Annotated in this window: 1 protein-coding gene; it reads right to left on the reverse strand. The window is 80.4% G+C overall.

All coding sequences use genetic code 11. The annotated features are described in order from the left end of the window. Window positions 1-823, reverse strand: an 823-nt coding sequence (locus K1J50_RS18215; protein ID WP_220119178.1) for an SDR family oxidoreductase, incomplete at its 3' end; no start/stop codon positions are given. Between the last annotated feature and the right edge of the window lie 225 nt (window positions 824-1,048).

A 1,048-nucleotide genomic window follows, 5' to 3' on the forward strand; every position in this document is an offset into this window, starting at 1 on the left:
CCGCCCCGCCGGCGCGCGCCGGCGACCACTGCAGGTGCTGGCCGCCGTCGAGGGCGATCATCTGCCCCGTCATCGAGGGCAGGGCGAGGATGGCGCACACCGCGCGCGCCACCTCCTCCGGCGAGGTGCCGCGCCCGAGCGGCGTGGAGGCGCACTGGCGGGCGAACTGCTCCGGCGTCTGCCGCCGCGAGGGCAGGGCGGGACCGGGGCCGATGCCGTTGACCCGGATGCGCGGCGCGAGCGCGAGGGCGAGGCTCCGGGTCAGCGTCCAGAGCCCGGCCTTGGAGACGGTGTAGGAGACGAAGTGCGGCGTGACCGACCACACCCGCTGGTCCAGCATGTTGATCACGACGCCCTCGGCCGCCGGCGGCAGCGCGCGCGCGAAGTGCTGGGTCAGCACGAAGGGGGCGCGCAGGTTGGGCTCGAGATGCGCATCCCAGCTCGCCCGCGTGGCGTCGTGCCACTCGTCGCGCTCGAACACGCTCGCGTTGTTGACCAGCACGCCGATCGGCCCGCCGAGCGCGGCGGCGGCGCGGCCGAGCAGCGCCGCGGTCTCCGCCTCGCGCGCCAGGTCGGCCTCCAGCGTCGCGGCGCCGCGCCCGCGCGCCCGCACCGCCGCCGCCGTCGCCTCCGCCTCCGCGGCGCTGCTCCGGTAGTGGACGGCGACGTCGAAGCCGGCCTCGGCGAGGGCGAGGACGATCGCGCGGCCGAGCCGCACGGCGCCGCCGGTGACCAGCGCGGCGCGCGGGATGGAGGGGGAGATCGGCAGGCCCGCGCCGCAGGCCGCGCCCGCGGCGGGGGCCGTCGCGTCGGCTCCGCTCATGCCGCGGAGCCTCGCACGCCGCACCGGCGGGCGTCCATCCGCCCCGGCCGCGGGCGCTCAGCCCCGCCGGCAGGCCCGCGCCGCAGGCCGCGCCCGCGGCGGGGGCCGTCGCGTCGGCTCCGCTCATGCCGCGGAGCCTCGCACGCCGCACCGGCGGGCGTCCATCCGCCCCGGCCGCGGGCGCTCAGCCCCGCCGCCGCCCGCCGCGCGCGCCACCGCCGCCCC

Origin of the sequence: Caldovatus aquaticus, assembly GCF_019458025.1 — a bacterium.
GTDB lineage: Bacteria > Pseudomonadota > Alphaproteobacteria > Acetobacterales > Acetobacteraceae > Caldovatus > Caldovatus aquaticus.